Source organism: Burkholderia sp. Tr-20355, assembly GCF_017104685.1.
In the GTDB taxonomy this organism is placed as follows: Bacteria; Pseudomonadota; Gammaproteobacteria; order Burkholderiales; family Burkholderiaceae; genus Burkholderia; species Burkholderia seminalis.
The window spans coordinates 1-14,376 of record NZ_JAAGPK010000185.1 but is presented as its reverse complement, the minus strand read 5'-3'; the positions used below and the strand labels follow the sequence as shown (position 1 = coordinate 14,376).

13 protein-coding genes and 1 pseudogene are annotated in these 14,376 nt (G+C 69.4%); 4 read left to right on the top strand and 10 right to left on the bottom strand.

The window, feature by feature from the left end:
* From G3N62_RS30010 to G3N62_RS29990, 5 genes and pseudogenes are all read right to left on the bottom strand, one after another.
* Positions 1–229: pseudogene (locus G3N62_RS30010) on the bottom strand (alpha/beta hydrolase); the annotation flags it as partial.
* Between the two features lie 89 nt (positions 230–318).
* Positions 319–753: a CHRD domain-containing protein gene (locus tag G3N62_RS30005; protein WP_124671258.1), complete on the bottom strand. Its 435-nt coding sequence runs from the start codon at positions 751–753 to the stop codon at positions 319–321.
* Between the two features lie 317 nt (positions 754–1,070).
* On the bottom strand, positions 1,071–1,844 hold the full coding sequence (locus tag G3N62_RS30000; protein WP_124671257.1) for a class II aldolase/adducin family protein: 774 nt from the start codon (positions 1,842–1,844) through the stop codon (positions 1,071–1,073).
* Between the two features lie 162 nt (positions 1,845–2,006).
* Positions 2,007–3,632, bottom strand: coding sequence for a phospholipase D family protein (locus tag G3N62_RS29995; protein WP_034189586.1), 1,626 nt, complete (start codon positions 3,630–3,632; stop codon positions 2,007–2,009).
* Positions 3,633–3,846: 214 nt separating this feature from the next.
* Positions 3,847–4,563 carry a FadR/GntR family transcriptional regulator gene (locus tag G3N62_RS29990; protein ID WP_124671256.1) on the bottom strand — a complete coding sequence of 239 codons (717 nt, stop codon included), beginning with the start codon at positions 4,561–4,563 and terminating at the stop codon, positions 3,847–3,849.
* 128 nt (positions 4,564–4,691) lie between these two features.
* Between G3N62_RS29990 and G3N62_RS29985 the strand changes: the two genes are divergently transcribed.
* The 4 genes from G3N62_RS29985 to G3N62_RS29970 are packed head-to-tail and all read left to right on the top strand — an operon-like array spanning position 4,692 to position 9,413.
* The gene (locus G3N62_RS29985; RefSeq protein WP_124671255.1) at positions 4,692–5,492 is read left to right on the top strand and encodes a (Fe-S)-binding protein; all 801 of its coding nucleotides are present in this window, start codon (positions 4,692–4,694) and stop codon (positions 5,490–5,492) included.
* Positions 5,489–6,214 carry a lactate utilization protein C gene (locus G3N62_RS29980; RefSeq protein WP_124671254.1) on the top strand — a complete coding sequence of 242 codons (726 nt, stop codon included), beginning with the start codon at positions 5,489–5,491 and terminating at the stop codon, positions 6,212–6,214. Before G3N62_RS29985 ends, G3N62_RS29980 begins: the two co-directional genes overlap by 4 nt.
* The gene (locus G3N62_RS29975; protein WP_059557107.1) at positions 6,211–7,656 is read left to right on the top strand and encodes a LutB/LldF family L-lactate oxidation iron-sulfur protein; all 1,446 of its coding nucleotides are present in this window, start codon (positions 6,211–6,213) and stop codon (positions 7,654–7,656) included. Before G3N62_RS29980 ends, G3N62_RS29975 begins: the two co-directional genes overlap by 4 nt.
* 50 nt (positions 7,657–7,706) lie before the next feature.
* A complete protein-coding gene (locus G3N62_RS29970) occupies positions 7,707–9,413 on the top strand; it encodes a lactate permease LctP family transporter (protein ID WP_206141386.1) in 1,707 nt (568 codons plus the stop codon).
* Positions 9,414–9,529: 116 nt separating this feature from the next.
* Here the strand turns inward: G3N62_RS29970 and G3N62_RS29965 are convergent, their stop codons facing one another.
* The 5 genes from G3N62_RS29965 to G3N62_RS29945 all read right to left on the bottom strand — a co-directional run bounded on the left by G3N62_RS29965 (position 9,530) and on the right by G3N62_RS29945 (position 13,799).
* Positions 9,530–10,291, bottom strand: coding sequence for a M48 family metalloprotease (locus tag G3N62_RS29965; protein WP_034189592.1), 762 nt, complete (start codon positions 10,289–10,291; stop codon positions 9,530–9,532).
* 202 nt (positions 10,292–10,493) lie between these two features.
* Positions 10,494–11,276: a glycosyltransferase family 2 protein gene (locus G3N62_RS29960; RefSeq protein WP_049034767.1), complete on the bottom strand. Its 783-nt coding sequence runs from the start codon at positions 11,274–11,276 to the stop codon at positions 10,494–10,496.
* Positions 11,277–11,404: 128 nt separating this feature from the next.
* Positions 11,405–12,616 (bottom strand): endoribonuclease L-PSP, encoded by a 1,212-nt coding sequence (locus tag G3N62_RS29955; protein ID WP_124671252.1) that lies wholly within the window; start codon positions 12,614–12,616, stop codon positions 11,405–11,407.
* A gap of 86 nt (positions 12,617–12,702) precedes the next feature.
* The gene (gene fabG, locus G3N62_RS29950) at positions 12,703–13,419 is read right to left on the bottom strand and encodes a 3-oxoacyl-ACP reductase FabG (protein ID WP_034189595.1); all 717 of its coding nucleotides are present in this window, start codon (positions 13,417–13,419) and stop codon (positions 12,703–12,705) included.
* 95 nt (positions 13,420–13,514) lie between these two features.
* Positions 13,515–13,799, bottom strand: coding sequence for a phosphopantetheine-binding protein (locus tag G3N62_RS29945; RefSeq protein ID WP_080287884.1), 285 nt, complete (start codon positions 13,797–13,799; stop codon positions 13,515–13,517).
* Positions 13,800–14,376 lie beyond the last annotated feature (577 nt).

Below are 14,376 nucleotides of genomic sequence, written 5' to 3'. Positions count from 1 at the left end.
GCCCGCGCCCCGCGCTCGCGTCGGTGCGCTCGAGCCACTCGCCGCGCAGCGGCGCATCGCCCGCGCCATGGCACTGGCGCAGCCGGTAGCCCGACGGCGCGCGGCGCGGCACGATCATTCGCAGATCGGTAAAGCGCCGCGCACGCGCGGGGTCGAGCACCTCGCGCGTGGTCTCGGGACGAAACTGCCAGCGCAGCAGCCAGCAGGCGAGCTTGCTTTGCCAACTCATCGAATGCACTCCGTCATCGCAGTGTGACGATGGTACGTGCGAACGTTCCCGCCCCGCTCGACAGGTGCCTCTATATCAAACGCCGGCGCTCAGTTCGCCGGCATCACCTGGCCGCGGATCTCGCCGGCCGGGTGCTCCTTCGTATGAACGTTGAAGTACCACTTGCCGCCCATCAGGTCGGTAACCTGCGCGTCGGTGAGTTCCTTCGAACCCTTGATCGGGCTCGCCAGCTCGTCCTTCGGAATCGGCACCTGCACGCCCGCGTTCTGGCCGACCGGCGCGGGCCCGTGGAAATGCGCGGCGGTGGCCGGCCCCGTGAGGTGTTCGTAAGTGACCGTCCACTGCAGCGTATGGGTGGCCGTGTCGTACGTGGCGTCGACCTTGCCCGAACCCATGGTCGCCGTGGGCGGGACTTCGCTCGACGGCTGGAGACTGGCGGACAGGCGCACCGTTTCGGCAGCGGCGCTGCCGGCGGCCAGCACGCCCGCGAGTAACGCGACCTGGAGCAAACGCAGCTTGAGCATGGACTCTCCTTGTACGACGTTGTACGCCGCCCGGACGGGGGCGCCAGATAGGATGGTAGTCGATCGCCGCCGTTGCGGGAGTCCGCCGAACGGCCAGGCAGCGAATCGTCGCGGCGCCGCGACCGGCAGCGTCACGTCAGTCTGCGTCAACCTGGAACGGACCTTTGCAACCCGACGGCTGAATCCGCGCGCGGGCTTTCGCTACACTTCGTCTCACAGTTGCTTGTTTCCTTCGTCCGAAGGAGTCTGCGAGTATTCACGCGGCCACCCGGCCGCGTTTTTTTTGCATGCGCCGCCGGCAGCCGCGCCAGGTCGAGTCACGCGCGATAGCCGGGATCGATCCGATCGACGATACGCTGCAGCGCGTCGAACGCATCCTGCCCCGCGCCGTGCTTCGGATCGAAATTCAGCGAATCGCGCACGCACCCCTCGAGCACGGGCGGCGCGATCGGCAGCGGGCCGCCGATCGCATGCGTCGCGACCTGCACCTCGCACGCGCGGTTGAGCAGCCACATCAGCGAGAACGTCTGCGCGAGCGTCGCGCCGATCGTCACCGGTCCATGGTTGCGCAGCAGCAGCACGGGCCGCCCGCCCGCGCTCTCGACGACGCGCCGGCCCTCCTCCAGATGCACGGTGATGCCCTCGAAGTCGTGATACGCGATCTTCCCGTACAGCTGCGCCGAATAGAAATTGGAAAACGACAGCCCGTCGCGCGAGCAGCACACGGCCATCGTCGGCGTCGTGTGCACGTGCATCACGCAATGCGCATCGGGCAGCGCCGCATGGATCGCGCTGTGGAACGTGAAGCCGGCCGGATTGATCGGCCAGTCGGAATGCCCGATCACGTTGCCGTCGATGTCGATCTTCACGAGGTTCGATGCGCACACCTCGCGGTAATGGAGCCCGAACGGATTGATCAGGAAATGCCCGTCCTCACCCGGCACGCGCAGCGAGATATGGTTGTAGATCAGCTCGGTCCAGCCGAGGTGGTCGAAGATGCGGTAGGCGGCCGCGAGCTGCACGCGCGCCTGCCATTCGGCTTCGGAGAAGCGGGCGGGACGCGTGAACGGCTGGTTCGGTACACGTTGCATGGGGGAACTCCGGTTGCGGGTGCGCGCGGCGCGCACGGCACGGGCCGTCCGCGGCATCGTCACGCACGCCCATATAGTTGTGCACACAACCATATCACCTTCCCCGCGCCCCGGTAACGCGGGTTTAGCCGGAGCGCTTCCGCCTCCTGTTTGCCGGGGCGCTCAAAGCTGATCGTCGACCGGCAGCAGGGTGAAGATGCCCGTCATCAGGTTGCGCATCAGCCCCGCGTGCGGATCGACGCGATAGGTCGCCGGCTGGCCGTCGTCGACGCCCGTCCATTCGAGTTCGGACGACCCGCCGCCCGCCGGCGCGGCGAGGCTCACGCGGTAGCTTTCGTCCGGCTGCGTCACGCGCGCGAAGATCGTCGCGACCTGCTCGGCAAGCGCCGGGCTGTGGATCACCAGCGCCAGTTCGGTATTCAGGTGCGCGGAACGCGGGTCGAGGTTCATCGAGCCGATCACGAGGATCTTCCGGTCGATCACGTACGCCTTCGCGTGCAGGCTCGCGCGCGAGCGCGACCCGAACAGGCGCGGGCGCTGGCGGCCCGGCTGCGCCTTGAACTCGTACAGCTCGACGCCGTGCCGCAGCAGCGGCACGCGGTACGGCGCGTAGCCGGCCTGCACGGCGACCGCGTCGGTCGCGGCGAGCGAATTCGTCAGGATCGCGACGCGCACGCCGCGCGCGGTCGTGTCGCCGAGAATCTTCACGCCCGCGTCGTGCGGCACGAAATAGGGCGAAAACGCGAGGAATTCCTGCTGCGCGCCGCGCGTCAGTTCGACGAGGCGCTGCATCGGCGGGCTGACGTACGCGTCGGTCGGCCGAGCGACCTTGTCGGGTGCATCGACCTTGAACTCGGCCGGCGCCCACACGAGCCCGAGCTCGTCGCGCGCGATCTGCTGCGCGAGCGGCGTCGCGTTCAGCGGCTTCGCGTTGTACGGCTCGGCGTTCTCGCGCCAGTGGCTGCGCAGCCCGTCGCGCATCGCGTCGAGTTCCTTCGGATCGAACGACTGGTGATTCAGCACGCGCAGCGGATAGCTGCTCGCGCTCGACCAGTACGTGTCGAAGCTCGCCGACACGTCGTTCGTCACCGGGCCGGCGGCGAGCACGTCGAGATCGCGGAACTGCAGCGTCGGGCTCGCGCTGAAGTATTCGTCGCCGAGATTGCGGCCGCCGACGATCGCGAGCTGGTTGTCCGCGATCATCGCCTTGTTGTGCATCCGGCGCGTGAAGCTGTCGATGCGCGTGAAGAAGTTGGTCGTGCGCTCGACCATCCCCTGCCGCGACGCGCCGAACGGGTTGAATACGCGGATCTCGATGTTCGGGTGCGTGTTCAGCGCGGCCATCACGCGGTCGATGTCGCGGAAGTTCAGGTCGTCGACCAGCATCCGCACGCGCACGCCGCGATCGGCCGCGTACAGCGCCGCGGCGAGCAGCAGCTTGCCCGTCGTGTCCTCGGTCGCGATGTAGTACTGCATGTCGAGCGTCTTCGTCGCCGCGCGGGCGAGCGCGATGCGCATCTGCAGCGCCTGCGCGCCGTCGGCCAGCAGCCGGAAGCCCGACTGGCCGGGATGCGCGGCCTCGGGTGCCGCCAGCGCGTCGCGCAGCGGCGTCGCGGTGTCGGGCGGCAACGCATGCGAAACCGGGCGATCGAGGGTGGTGGCGGGCGGATGCGTCGCGCACGCGGCGACGAGCGACAGCAGTGCGCAGACGGCCAGCGCACGGGCCGGGCGGCATGCGGCACGCCATGACGGCGCGGCCGGCGCGCGCCGGATGAAGGACGTGAGCACGGGAGCTTCCTCGACTGGCGGAACGACGGTCCGCATTCGCCGCGGCGCGCGGCTGGCGCGCCGCTCCGGCCGATTCTAGTGGGCGGCCGACGACCCGGTCAATCGCGCGGGCGGCGCACGGCGGCCCGCGCGCGGGCGGCTGCCGGCGGGCGACGCCCGGGCATGCCCGAGCCGCCGGCTGGACGCGCCTCTAGCGGTTGTGGTCCGACCAATCTCACCGCGCGTCGCCGCTGCGCTCGAAATGGCTGCGCACATAGTCGATGTGCGTCTGCATCGCGGTGCGCGCCTCTTCGGGCCGCTGCGCGCAGATCGCGTCGCACACGACGCGGTGCTGTTGCAACAGCAGCTCGGACGCCTGCTCGTCCTCCATCGTCATGCCCGCCACGTTGATCGAGATGTGCTCGCGCAGCATCCCGATCACGCTCGTATGAAGGTGCAGGAACATCGTGTTGTGCGACGCGAGCGCGATCGCCTCGTGCAGCTTCGCGTCGGTCGCGGCCTCGACGGCCGCGTCGTCGTTCGCGTGCGCGGTTTCGAGTTCGCGCAGCAGCGCACGGATCCGGCGCCGGTCGTTCGCATCGGCCCGCAGCGCGGCGAAATAAGCGGTCGCGCCTTCGAGTACGCGGCGGAATTCGAGGATGTCGTCGCGCAGCGCCGGATGATCGGCGACCAGCTGGCCCCACGGCGACGCGATGCCCGCGCGCAACTGGTCGGTCACGTAGACCCCCGCGCCGCGCCGGCTCTGCAGCAGCCCGCGCGCGACGAGCCGCTGGGTTGCCTCGCGCACGGTATTGCGCGCGACGCCGTACTGCTGCGCGAGCACGCGCTCGGCCGGCAGCCGCGCACCGGCCGGCCAGGTGCCGTCGAGCAGCGCCGTCTCGATCTTGCGCATCACCACTTCGGTCCGGCCCCGTGCCGTCATCGCTGCCATCGCCGCCTCTCCCCGCTCAATGCCTGTCACGCCGATTGGCCCAACCAATTTGAGCCGCGGCGCCGTCGCGGGAATTATGCAGCGAAATCGTCGACCCGCATGCCGGGCCGTCGCATCTGGAGCGAGACATGAACGAAAGGCAGTACCCCGCCGCCGTCCCCGCGCACGTCTATCTGTTCGCGACCTGCCTGGTCGACCTGTTCGTCCCCGAAGCGGGGCTCGACGCGGTCCGCCTGCTGGAGCGCGAAAGTCTGACCGTCCACTATCCGCGCCGCCAGAGCTGCTGCGGGCAGCCGGCCTACAGCAGCGGCAATCCCGACGAAGCGCGCCGCGTCGCGGCCGCGCAGCTCGACCTGTTCGCCGAGCCGTGGCCCGTGATCGTGCTGTCCGGCTCGTGCGCAGGCATGATCCGGCACCATTGGCCAGCGCTGTTCGCGGACGATCCCGTCAACGGCCCGAAGGCCCGCGCGATCGCGGAACGGACCTACGAACTCGCGGAATTCCTCGTCCACGTACTCGACGTACGGCTCGACGCGGCCACGGCCGGCGCCGGGCCCGACGAGCGCGTCGTGCTGCACACGTCGTGCGCGGCCCGCCGCGAGATGGGCACGCGCGTCCATGGCGTCGCGCTCGTCGACGCGCTGCCCGGCGTGACCCGGATCGAGCACGAACGCGAATCCGAGTGCTGCGGCTTCGGCGGCACGTTCTCGCTGAAGCATCCGGACATCTCCGGCGCGATGGTGCGCGACAAGGTCGCGTCGGCCTGCGCGACGGGCTGCGACCGGCTCGTGTCCGCGGACTGCGGCTGCCTGCTGAACATCGGCCACGCCGCGGCCAAGGCCGGCGCGCCGCTGCCGGTCGAGCATCTCGCGAGCTTCCTGTGGCGCCGTACGTCCGGCGCCGCCTCGTTGCGCGGAGACAAGCGATGAGCGCGCGCGCCGCGATTCTCGCGCGCCTGCGCGCCGCCTCGCCGGGCGTCGCCGCAACGGCCGCCCCCGCGCTGGACGCGCGCATCGACACGCATTACGACAGGCGCCGCACCTCGACCGGACGCGCCCCGCAGGCACTCGCACAGGCGATGCAGGCCGCGCTTGCCGCATCGCACGCGGACGTCTGGTGCGCGAGCGCCGACGCATGGCCCGCGCAGCTTGCCGCGCGCCTCGCCGACGCCGGCGTGCGCCGCCTGCTGCTCGACCCGGCGCGCGCCGAATCCGCGGCGCTCGCCCGTGCACTGCCCGACGCAGTCGCACCGGTGCCGTTCGACCGGCCGATCGACGCATGGAAGGCCGAGCTGTTCGACACGATCGATGCGGGCTTCACCGTCGCGCGCTCCGGTATCGCGGCCACCGGCACCGTCGTGCTCGCGCCCGATGCCGGCACGCCGCGCACGGTATCGCTGGTGCCGCCGCTGCATGTCGCGCTCGTCCACGCGAACACGCTGCATGCCGACCTGCACGCGGCCGTCCAGGCGGAACGCTGGCACGCCGGCATGCCGACCAACCTCGTGCTGGTGTCGGGCCCGTCCAAGACCTCCGACATCCAGCAGACGCTCGCCTACGGCGCACACGGCCCGCGCCGCCTGTGGGTCGTGATCGTCACCGATTCGGCCGCCTCGTCGGCCGCACCCGCTTGCGAGGAGCCGCCGCGATGAGCGACCACACGCTGCAATTCGTCGCCCCCGGCGACTTCAAGAGCCGCGCGCGCGCCGCGCTCGACGATCCCGCGTTGCGCCGGAGCTTTCGCGGCGCGATGGACTTCCTGCAGGGCAAGCGTGCGACGCAATTCCCCGACGACGACGAACTGCAGCAGCTGCGCGATCTCGGCGAAGCCGTGCGGCAGCACGCGCTCGCGCAACTGCCCGCGCTGCTCGAACGGCTGGAGACGAAGCTCACCGAGGCCGGCGTGCACGTGCACTGGGCCGAGACAGCCGCCGACGCGAACGCGATCGTGCTCGGCATCGCGCAGGCGAGGAAGGCGCGCCGCGTGATCAAGGGCAAGTCGATGGCGAGCGAGGAAATCGAGCTGAACCATTACCTCGCGGAGCACGGCGTCGACTGCATCGAATCCGACATGGGCGAATTCATCGTGCAGCTCGCGGGCGAGAAGCCGTCGCACATCGTGATGCCGGCGATCCACAAGACGCGCGGCGACATCGCCGAGCTGTTCGAGGCACACATCCCCGGCACGCGCTACACGGAGGACGTCGACGAGCTGATCCAGACCGGCCGTCGCGCGCTGCGCCGCGCATTCGCCGAAGCCGACATCGGCCTGTCCGGCGTGAACTTCGCGGCGGCCGACACGGGCACGCTGTGGCTCGTCGAGAACGAAGGCAACGGCCGCCTGTCGACGACGGTGCCCGACACGCACATCGCGATCATGGGGATCGAGAAGGTCGTCGAGAAGCTCGAGCACATCGTGCCGCTGTCGAGCCTGCTCACGCGCTCGGCCACCGGCCAGGCGATCACGACCTACTTCAACCTGATCTCGGGCCCGCGGCGCGACGGCGAACGCGACGGCCCGCGCGAGCTGCATCTCGTGCTGCTCGACAACGGCCGCACGCAGGCATACGCGGACGACCAGCTGCGCGCGACGCTGCAATGCATCCGCTGCGGCGCGTGCATGAACCACTGCCCCGTCTACACGCGCATCGGCGGCCACGCGTACGGCACGACCTACCCGGGCCCGATCGGCAAGATCATTTCGCCGCACCTGCTCGGCCTCGACGCGACGGCCGACCTGCCGACCGCGTCGACGCTGTGCGGCGCATGCGGCGAGGTGTGTCCGGTGCGGATCCCGATCCCGCAACTGCTCGTGCGGCTGCGCACCGAGGCGAACCGCAAGCCCGACGAACCCGTCGCGCATCCGCTGCGCGGCCAGGGCGCGAACTACAACCGCGCGGAAGACCTCGTGTGGCGCTTCTGGTCGGGCGCGTTCGCGCATCCGCGCGCGTACCGCGCGTTCCGCTGGGCCGCGACGCGCCTGCATGCGCTGACGCCCGCGAAACAGATGGGCTGGACGCAGCACCGCACGCCGCTCGAACCGGCGCCGCGCAGCCTGTCCGACCTGCTGCGCGCCCGCGGCCAGCCCGAATAGCGCCCCCGCTTTCAAACCCGTACCCCGATAAATCCATGGAGGAGACACCCATGCAGGTTTGGCATCAGATCTACACGCCGCTCGGCAGCCTCGGGCTGTCGGCGTTCGTCGCCGCGATTCCGATCATCTTCTTTTTCGTCGCGCTGGCCGCACTGCGGATGAAAGGCCATGTCGCCGCCGCGATCACGCTGCTGCTGTCGCTCGGCGTCGCGATCCTCGCGTACGGGATGCCCATGCCGCAGGCGCTCGCGGCCGCCGGCTTCGGCTTCGCCTACGGCCTGTGGCCGATCGCATGGATCATCGTCGCGGCCGTGTTCCTGTACAAGATCGTCGTGAAGACCGGCCAGTTCGACATCATCCGCGCGTCCGTGCTGTCGATCACCGACGACCAGCGCCTGCAGATGCTGCTGATCGGCTTCTCGTTCGGCGCATTCCTCGAAGGCGCCGCCGGCTTCGGCGCACCCGTCGCGATCACGGCCGCGCTGCTCGTCGGTCTCGGCTTCAAGCCGCTGCATGCGGCAGGACTGTGTCTGATTGCAAATACCGCGCCGGTCGCGTTCGGCGCGATGGGCATTCCGATCATCGTCGCCGGGCAGGTGACGGGCATCGATCCGTTCCACATCGGCGCGATGGCCGGCCGCCAGCTACCGCTGCTGTCGCTCGCGGTGCCGTTCTGGCTCGTGTTCATGATGGACGGACTGCGCGGCGTGCGGCAGACCTGGCCGGCCGCGCTCGTCGCGGGCGGCAGCTTCGCGGTCACGCAGTACTTCACGTCGAACCACATCGGGCCCGAGCTGCCGGACATCACGTCGTCGCTCGTCAGCCTCGTCGCGCTCGCGGCGTTCCTGAAGGTGTGGCAGCCGCGCACCGCGCGGCAGCCGGCCGGCGGCCTCGTCGCGTCCGGCGGCGGCGCGGCGCTGGCCGGGTTCGGCGCGAGCGGCACCGGCTTCGGCACCGGCACGAGCCGCCGGGCGTCGCCGTACACGCTCGCGCAGACGGTGCGCGCGTGGTCGCCGTTCCTGATTCTCACGGCCGTCGTCACCGTCTGGAGCCTCGCGCCGTTCAAGGCGCTGTTCGCCGCACACGGCGCGCTCGCGTCGACCGTGCTGAAGTTCCACGTGGCCGGGCTCGATCAGCTCGTCGTGAAGACCGCCCCGATCGCCGCGACGCCGAAGGCGCTCGACGCGGTGCTGAAGATCGATCTGGTGTCGGCGGTCGGCAGCGCGATCCTCGTGACCGCGCTGATCTCGATGGCGCTGTTGAAGATGAAGCCGCGCGACGCGCTCGTCACGTTCGGCGAGACGCTGAAGGAGCTGACGCGCCCGATCCTGTCGATCGGCCTCGTGCTCGCGTTCGCGTTCGTCGCGAACTACTCGGGGATGTCGTCGACGCTCGCGCTGATGCTGGCCGCGACCGGCGCCGCGTTCCCGTTCTTCTCGCCGTTCCTCGGCTGGCTCGGCGTGTTCCTGACGGGCTCCGATACCTCGTCGAACGCCCTGTTCTGCTCGCTGCAGCAGGCCACCGCGCACCAGCTCGGCGTGCCCGAGACACTCGCGGTCGCCGCGAACACGACGGGCGGCGTGACCGCGAAGATGATCTCGCCGCAGTCGATCGCGGTCGCATGCGCGGCGACGGGCCTCGTCGGTAAGGAATCCGAGCTGTTCCGCTTCACGGTGCGGCACAGCCTGCTGTTCGCGGTGATCGTCGGGCTGATCACGCTCGTACAGGCGTACGTGCTGCCGGGAATGGTGCCGTAAGCGGCGCACCGGCGGCCCCACAAGACAAAAACCCCACGCCCGAACGGGCGTGGGGTTTTTCGTTTCGCGTGCCGATCGCCGGCGCGGGCCGGCGATTCGTCATGCGCGTCGCGCGATCAGCTGCCCTTCGCGATGCGATCCTGGATGTGCTGCGCGCGGCTCGCCGACGACGGGTGCGAGCTCATCATCGAGCTCTGGCCACCGTCCAGCTGCGCGAGCTTCTGGAAGCCGGTGACGAGGCCCTTCTGGCTCATGCCCTTCTGCTTCATCAGGTCGAACGAGTAGTCGTCCGCCGCGCTTTCCTGCGATTGCGAGAACTGCGCGTTGATGAACTTCTCGGTGATGTCGCCGAGCTGCGAGCTCGACAGCGCCGCGACGCCCGGCGATGCCGCGCCGGCCGCGCTGCGCGCCGCGCTCACCGCGTACGCCGTCTGCATCGCCTTCTTCGAGTGACCCAGTGCGACGTGGCCCATTTCATGGCCGATCACGCCGCGCAGCTCGTCGTCGTTCATCATGTCCATCAGGCCGCTGTACACGCGCACGCAGCCGTTGCCCATCGCCCACGCGTTGACGTCCTTGGTCATGTAGACCTTGTAGTTGATCTTCTGGCCGTTCAGCGTCATGTCGCCGAAGCCCTTCATCACCTTCGTCAGGCGCTTCGCGTATGCGCTGTTCGCCGGCGCGATCTTCGACTCGGCGTCGCTGGACTTGCACGATTCGTTCGACAGTGCCGCGATGTCGCTGTCCGACAGCGTCGCCGCCTTGTACAGGTTCGTCCCCGCCGACGTCAGGCTGTTCGCGTCCAGGCTCTGTACCCCACCGCATGCGCTCAACAGGAACGCCACGCCACACGCCGCCACCGCTTTCTTGAGTTGCATCCCGGAATCCCTCGATAGTTGTATTTGGGAGCGGCGATTTTGCATAATCCGGCAGAAAATTACCAGATGTTTACATCGGATGACACCTTCATTACTCGATGAATTGAAATGAAGACGCGATTCGTCACCGAATTGACGACAAAAAACGGAGCAATCGTCGCCCCCGGGCGACGTTCGGGACGGAAACCGGGCCGGCCGCCGCTCAGGCGGTCTGGTTGCTGCGCCGCGTCAACCGCCGCGCGACCAGCATCGGCAGGCGCACCGCGAAACCGGCGAACAGGCGCAGGTGCATCCACGCGAGCAGCGCGTTGTCGCGGCCATAGTGGAAGTGCGAGACGCCGCCCTCGTGCCGGCCGAAATAGCGCACCGGCGCGTCGATGCGGATCGGGCGCACGCCGGCCCAGCACAGCCGCACGGCCGCTTCGGGATCGAAGTCGAAACCGCGCATCCACGGCTGGCGCCGCATGATCGCCGCGAGCGGCGCGACCGGATACACGCGAAACCCGTACAGCGAATCGCCGATACCGGCCCACAGCGTCTCGAGGTCGGCCCAGGCGTTCGACAGCCGGCGGCCCTGCACGCGCAACTGCGGCGCGCTCGCGTCGAACTTCGGCACGCCGAGCACCATCGCGTCGGGCTCGGCCTGCGACGCGGCCATGAAGGCGGGAATCAGGTCGGCCGGATGCTGGCCGTCGGAATCCATCGTCAGCACGTGCGTGAAGCCGCTCGCGGCCGCCGCGTCGAGCCCCGCGAGCACCGCGGCGCCCTTGCCGCGATTCTCCGGCAGCACGATCACGCGCAATCCTGGATCGCGCTCGGCCATCGCCTGCAGCCGTTCGGCGCTGCCGTCGGTGCTGCCGTCGACGACGACCCACACCGGGTTCCACCGCGCGCGCGCCTGGCGCACGGTCGTGTCGACCTTGACACCCGGGTTGTAGCTCGGGATCAGCACGAGATGGGTGGACGAGGCGTGCAGCTTGGACATGGAAACAGCCGATTGCGAAGACGGGGATCCTGACAAAATTTTATGACTTGCCGGCGAACGTCGGCAGGCTTCGTCGAGGACATCGTCGACGCCATTCGCCGGTTGCCGGATCGTGAGGTTCTCGCGCTTCATGACAGCCACTCCATTGCATGTCCCGCACTGGCCTCGATCTCGACCAGCAGGTCGTCGCGGCACACGTCCGCGTGCACGAACAGCGGCCGCACGCGTGGCCCGGCCGCGTCGCGCAGCACGCGCCCGATCGCGGCGAGCGCCGCGGCATCGCCGGCGTCGCGCACGTAGACGCGATAGCTCAGGTCGGCGAGCGAGAACGGGCCATGCCCCTGCCGCGCGGCCTGCTCGAGCACGGCCGCGAGATTCGCGACCGTCTCGCGCGTCTGCGCGACGACGTCGCCGTGATGCACGGTGCGATGCCCGACGATGCTCGCGGTACCCGATACGAACAGCACCGGCGCCGCGGCCCCAGCGGCCCACGCGGCGGCGCGCGCGAACGTCGGCGCACGCGGGCCGTACTGCGCCGGGTAGTGGTACGCGCTCACCTGGCGCGGATTCTCGACCGGATCGGCCGGCGTGCGGCTCGCGAGAAAATGAACCGCGAGCGGCGCGGCCGGCGGGGCATCGCCCGCGACCGGCACGACCGAGCCGAGCGCACACGCGGCCGGCACGCCGCCCGTCAGCGCGCGACGGCACGCGTCGAACGCTTGCTGGCGGCCGATATTGAACTGACGATAGCGCTCGATCCCGAACTGCACCGCGTTGATCGCCGGCACCGTGTTCCAGATGCGCAGCGGATGCGGCATGTCGAGCGCATCGAGCAGGTCGAACAGCATGCGGTATGCATCGAACGTCGCGCGCTCGAGCGGCGTACCGCCGTCGTACGCATTGTGCGTGACATGCGTCTCCTGCACGACGAGGCTGCCGAACACGAGCCCGGCCGTTTCGCTGTAGCGGTAGTGCAGTGCGCCGCGCCGTTCGCTGCGCAGGTCGCGCGCATCGCATTGCCAGATTTCGCAGACGGCGTCGTGCGGCGCGGCATCGGCGCCGAGCACCGCCATCCGCACCGGTGCGACCGGCAGGTCGGGCGCGGTATCGGCAAGGATCCGTTGCGCGGCATCGGCATGCGAGCCGGCCGCGCAGATGCACACCGCGCCCAGCACGCCCGGCACGACGTGGTCGAGCCGCGCGGCATGCAGCAACGCGACGAGCCGCGCATGGCTCATCTGGACGAGCCGCAGCGCGCGGTCGCCGCCATGCGCGAACGGCGCGGTGGCGGACGGCGGCGAACACGAGCGCCGTTCGGCGTCGACGGGATGCACGGACACTTCGATTTCCTCACTATGCGGCGCGGGCCGCGCGGCAACACGGCCCTGCGCCGCGTTGCGTTACGCGACGGACGCGGCGCGCGTCGTCACGCGAGACCGCCGTTGACGGACAGCACCTGCCCCGTCACATAAGCCGCGGCGTCGGACACCAGATACGCGACCATCGCCGCGACTTCGTCGGGCCGGCCCGCGCGTTGCGCGGGCACGAGCTGCTTGATGCGTTCGGCGGGAAACGCCTGTTCGGCCATCGGCGATTCGATGATGCCGGGCGCCACCGCGTTGACGGTGATGCCGCGCGACGCGAGCTCCAGCGACAGCGACTTCGTCGCGCCGATCAGCCCCGCCTTCGCGGCCGCGTAGTTGACCTGCCCGCGATTGCCGGTCACGCCGGCCACCGACGCGATGTTGACGATCCGCCCGCGGCGCGTGCGGATCATCGGCAGCAGCAACGGCTGCGTGACGTTGAAAAAGCCGTTGAGCGTCACGTCGATCACGCTGTGCCATTGCCGTTGCGACATGCCGGCCATCGGCGCGTCGTCGTGAATGCCTGCGTTGTTGACGAGGATCTGCACCGGCGACGTGTCGATGAAAGGCTTCAGCGCGGCGAGCGTCGCTTCGGCGTCGGTCACGTCGAATGCGATCGCATGCGCGCTGCCGCCGGCCGCGACGATCTGCTGCGCGACCGCCTCCGCCTGCGCGAGATGGCGGTTCGCATGCACCCATACTTCATGGCCGGCCTGCGCGAGCGCCGTGCAGATCGCCTGCCCGAGTGCGCCGCTGCCGCCCGTCACGAGTGCCCGCATCGAATTGCTCCGTTCATCGCGTTTCACCTCGATCGACGCGACGGCGAACCGTATGCCGATCGCCGCCGCATCCCGTCATGCACTGCGCGCCACCGTTACTTCGTGCGATGCGCGGCGACGTACGCGGCCAGCGCGCCGAGCGTCGCGAAGATCGTCTGGTTGTCCGGATTGTCCGAGCGCAGTTCGAAGCCGAATTTCTTCGAGATCAGCAGCGCGATTTCCAGGATGTCGATGGAGTCGAGCCCGAAACCTTCGCCATACAGCGGAGTGTCGGCCGTCACTGTGTCGAGCGGGACGTCTTCGAGATTCAGTTCGCCGATGATCAGCGTGGCGAGCTCTTGTTCCAGTGCGTTCATCATGCGTGCGGGCAGGCGGCCCATGGCAGCGGAAGGCGCCCGGAAAAGGCAACCGTCGTGCACGCCCGGCGCGTGCCAATCTCCGTCCCTCCGGCGTCTGCCGGCTTCCCCGCCTGCGTTGTCTGGGGATGGTTTGTAAAAGTTACGCGGATTCTAGACGAAGGGTATCGGGGCGTATACCGTGAATGGTTACAGACTGGCGAGCCGGCGCCGCGGCCCGTTTCGCGACGCGAATGCACGAGACGCTTGAGCCGCTTTGGATGGAAATGGACCGACCCCGCGAAACCGTTCGCCCGGTGCCATACAATCGGTTACAAAACCCGGTCGCACCGGCCCCGAACGCGCGGCGCCGCGGCCCTAAAATGAGCGTGCCCGACCACCGGCCCGGACCCGCGTCCCGGCCGCCATTCATATGATGTTTGACGGCCCGACCACCGTGTCCGGCCACGATCCGCCCGATGTCTCCAGTCATGCCGCGTCCGCCCTTCCGCTCCGTTCCGGTTCGCCTGCCCGTCCGCCGCCGTGCCGCGGCCGCGGCCCGGTGCCCGCGCCGTGCGCACGGAGGCGGCCGATGAGCCGGCTGCTGTCGGTCCTGCGCGGA